The organism is Nocardia sp. NPDC057353, assembly GCF_042667085.1.
Taxonomy (GTDB): domain Bacteria; phylum Actinomycetota; class Actinomycetes; order Mycobacteriales; family Mycobacteriaceae; genus Nocardia.
This window is the reverse complement of the sequence record NZ_JBHVAK010000127.1, coordinates 1-3,394: the sequence shown is the minus strand read 5'-3', so window position 1 is coordinate 3,394 and position 3,394 is coordinate 1. Positions and strand designations below refer to the sequence as shown.

3 protein-coding genes are annotated in these 3,394 nt (G+C 70.4%); 2 read left to right on the top strand and 1 reads right to left on the bottom strand.

The genetic code is table 11. The annotated features are described in order from the left end of the window. Positions 1-92: 92 nt before the first annotated feature. Entirely contained in the window at positions 93-680 is a 588-nt protein-coding gene (locus tag ACFUUZ_RS31535) for a hypothetical protein (RefSeq protein WP_378702675.1), read from the top strand. 4 nt (positions 681-684) lie between these two features. Here ACFUUZ_RS31535 and ACFUUZ_RS31530 read toward each other — a convergent pair whose 3' ends face one another. Continuing rightward, positions 685-1,530, bottom strand: a complete 846-nt coding sequence (locus tag ACFUUZ_RS31530) for a class I SAM-dependent methyltransferase (RefSeq protein ID WP_378702673.1) — start codon at positions 1,528-1,530, stop codon at positions 685-687. Between the two features lie 359 nt (positions 1,531-1,889). Here ACFUUZ_RS31530 and rpsA point away from each other — a divergent pair, with 359 nt between their 5' ends. Next, on the top strand, positions 1,890-3,356 hold the full coding sequence (rpsA, locus tag ACFUUZ_RS31525) for a 30S ribosomal protein S1 (RefSeq protein WP_378702671.1): 1,467 nt from the start codon (positions 1,890-1,892) through the stop codon (positions 3,354-3,356). Positions 3,357-3,394 lie beyond the last annotated feature (38 nt).

The window sequence follows — 3,394 nt, the reverse complement described above, 5'->3', positions numbered from 1 at the left end:
ACCGGCGCGGGGGGGGGGGCCCTACGGGGCGCGGTGCGGGTGCGGGCCGGGGCCGGGGGGGGGGGGGCCACGCCCCCCGCTACCGTGTCCGCGTGCCGCTCTCCTTCGACCTCGCCGGAATGCACCAGCTGGACGACTGCACCTGGGGGGATCCGGTCACCCGCGACGTGGTCGCCGTGCACTTCTTCGACGTCGCGCCGGAGCTGCCCGCCGCGCTGGACGACGCCGAGGAGCTGCGCCGCGGGCTGGCCGAGCACCACGCCGCCTCCGGCTGCCTGATCGAGGCGCTCGTCATCTGGGTGGACGGGCTGCCCGCGCTGCTCAGGGTGGAGAAGGTGCCGATGCCGTTCGCGCCGGGCAGGTTGGCCTATTCCGCCTCGATCCTGGTGCCGCGGGCGCGCTGCAGCGCCGTCCTGCAGATCATCTGCCCCGAGGTGGGGGAGCCGATCGCCCGCGAGGTGGTGGTCACGCAGCGCGCCGAGACCAGGAACCGCAGGCGCGGCCACCCGTACGCGCCCGGGCTGCAGGGCAGGCTCCCCTTCACCTCCGCCGACGACGTCCGCTGGGACGAGAGCTTCCCGCAGCACCCGCTGAGCCGGGCCAGGCGCTGGGTGGTGCAGACCGTGCCGACGGTCCGGGTCGACCCTGAGTTCGCCGCGCTCGCGCCCTACGCGGGCTGAGCCGTCACGGCCTGCGGGTCACGAAGATCGCGGTCCCGGGAAAGATCTCGCCGCGCAGCGGGCTCCACTGCCCCCACTCCCGGTCCAGCCACTCCGGCCAGTCCGGCTCGACGATGTCCTCCAGCACCAGCCCGGCCGCCACGATCTCGCGCACCCGGTCGCCGATCGTGCGGTGGTGCTCGACATAGACCGGCGCGCCCTCCGGGTCCACCTCGACGTAGGGGCTGCGGTCGAAGTAGGGGTTCTGCGCGACCAGCCCGGCCGGGCCCGGATCGTCCGGGAAGATCCAGCGCATCGGGTGGTTCACCGCGAAGACCCAGCGCCCGCCGGGCCGCAGCACCCTGGCCACCTCGCGCATCACCGCCGCCGAGTCCGCGACGAACGGCACCGCGCCGAAGGCCGAGCAGGCCAGGTCGAAGCTCGCGTCGGCGAAGGGCAGCGCCTCGGCGTCGGCCTGCACCAGCGGCACCGCAGGCCCGCCGCGCGCCATCACCGCGACCCCGCGGCGCAGCATGCCCGCCGAGATGTCCAGCCCCACCGGGCGCGCGCCGCTGCTCGCCAGCCAGCGCGCGCACGGCGCCGAGCCGCAGCCGATCTCCAGCACGTCCCGCCCCGCGACCGCGCCCAGCAGGTGCCAGTCGCCCTCGTGCAGCCCCTCCGGGCACCAGACGAACTCGCCGGTGGGGGAGTCGACGCCGAGGAAGTTGGCGTGCTCGCGGTGGTAGTCGGCGGCGTCCGCGTCCCACCAGCGCCGATTGGCCGTGCTGCTGGCGGCGGAGCCTGCCTCGATCCGGGCGACCGCGGTCACCCCGAGGTCGGCCTCGGCGGCCGCGTGGCGGTGGTCGGACACGCCGGTCAGCCTAGTCGGGCTGCGGATTTCGACCGCGCAGGCCCGGTTTGCCCGGGCGTGATCGGGTGCCGTAGGCTGATCCGCGAGTGTCAACTGTACTGGCGTACCGGTCATCGGGGTTCTCGAACGCGGAGTTTCCTGGTGAGCCGGTCGTGGCACTGGGTATCGGGCCGGGTACACTCGGCGCGCCTCCCGAAACACTCCGCGCTCGGAATATCCGGCGGCAACGCCGGGTTTCGTCAGGCGATGCGTGCGGTACGTTCACTGTGTCCGTCGTCGCATCGTCGCGGTGATTTCGCAGCGTACCGAAAGTTCCAATGTCCGCAACCGACCACAATCCGTCCGGAGCACACCGACACATGCCCACCACCGTCACCTCGCCGCAGGTAGCCGTCAACGACATCGGCTCCGCCGAGGACTTCCTCGCCGCCATCGACGCCACGATCAAGTACTTCAACGACGGCGACATCGTCGAGGGAACCATCGTCAAGGTCGATCGCGACGAGGTCCTGCTCGACATCGGTTACAAGACCGAAGGCGTCATCCCTTCCCGCGAGCTCTCCATCAAACACGATGTCGACCCCAACGAGGTCGTTTCCGTCGGCGATGAGGTGGAAGCCCTGGTCCTCACCAAGGAGGACAAGGAAGGCCGCCTGATCCTGTCGAAGAAGCGGGCGCAGTACGAGCGTGCGTGGGGCACCATCGAGGAGCTCAAGGAGAAGGACGAGGCCGTCAAGGGCACCGTCATCGAGGTCGTCAAGGGCGGCCTGATCCTCGACATCGGCCTGCGCGGCTTCCTCCCGGCCTCGCTGGTCGAGATGCGCCGGGTCCGCGATCTGCAGCCGTACGTCGGCAAGGAGATCGAGGCCAAGATCATCGAGCTGGACAAGAACCGCAACAACGTGGTCCTGTCCCGCCGCGCCTGGCTGGAGCAGACCCAGTCCGAGGTGCGCAGCGAGTTCCTGCACCAGCTGCAGAAGGGCCAGGTCCGCAAGGGTGTGGTCTCCTCCATCGTCAACTTCGGCGCCTTCGTCGATCTCGGCGGTGTCGACGGCCTGGTGCACGTCTCCGAGCTGTCCTGGAAGCACATCGACCACCCGTCCGAGGTCGTCGAGGTCGGCAACGAGGTCACCGTCGAGGTGCTCGACGTCGACCTGGATCGCGAGCGCGTCTCGCTGTCGCTGAAGGCGACCCAGGAGGATCCGTGGCGGCAGTTCGCCCGGACCCACGCCATCGGCCAGATCGTGCCGGGCAAGGTCACCAAGCTGGTTCCCTTCGGCGCGTTCGTCCGCGTCGAGGAGGGCATCGAGGGCCTGGTGCACATCTCCGAGCTGGCCGAGCGCCACGTCGAGGTGCCGGACCAGGTCGTGGCGGTCGGCGACGACGCCATGGTCAAGGTCATCGACATCGACCTGGAGCGGCGTCGGATCTCGCTGTCGCTGAAGCAGGCGAACGAGGACTACAACTCCGAGTTCGACCCGTCGAAGTACGGCATGGCCGACAGCTACGACGAGCAGGGCAACTACATCTTCCCCGAGGGCTTCGACTCCGAGACCAACGAATGGCTCGAGGGCTTCGAGAAGCAGCGCGAGGAGTGGGAGGGCCGCTACGCCGAGGCGGAGCGCCGCCACAAGATGCACACCGCGCAGATCGAGAAGATGGCGGCCGACGCCGCGGCCGAGGCCGCGAACGGTGGCGGCTCCTCGAACTACTCGTCGGAGTCCGGCGGCGGTTCGCAGTCCTCCACCCCGGAGCCCGCCGGTGGCTCGCTCGCCAGCGATGCGCAGCTCGCCGCGCTGCGCGAGAAGCTGTCGGGCAACGCCTGATCCGCTCAGCTGTAGTACCGAAGGCCCCGATCCGGACG

What these genes read in the sequence shown, in the direction of transcription:
- rpsA (WP_378702671.1), top strand. Translation starts at nt 1,890, where the DNA reads ATGCCCACCACCGTCACCTCGCCGCAGGTAGCCGTCAACGACATCGGC.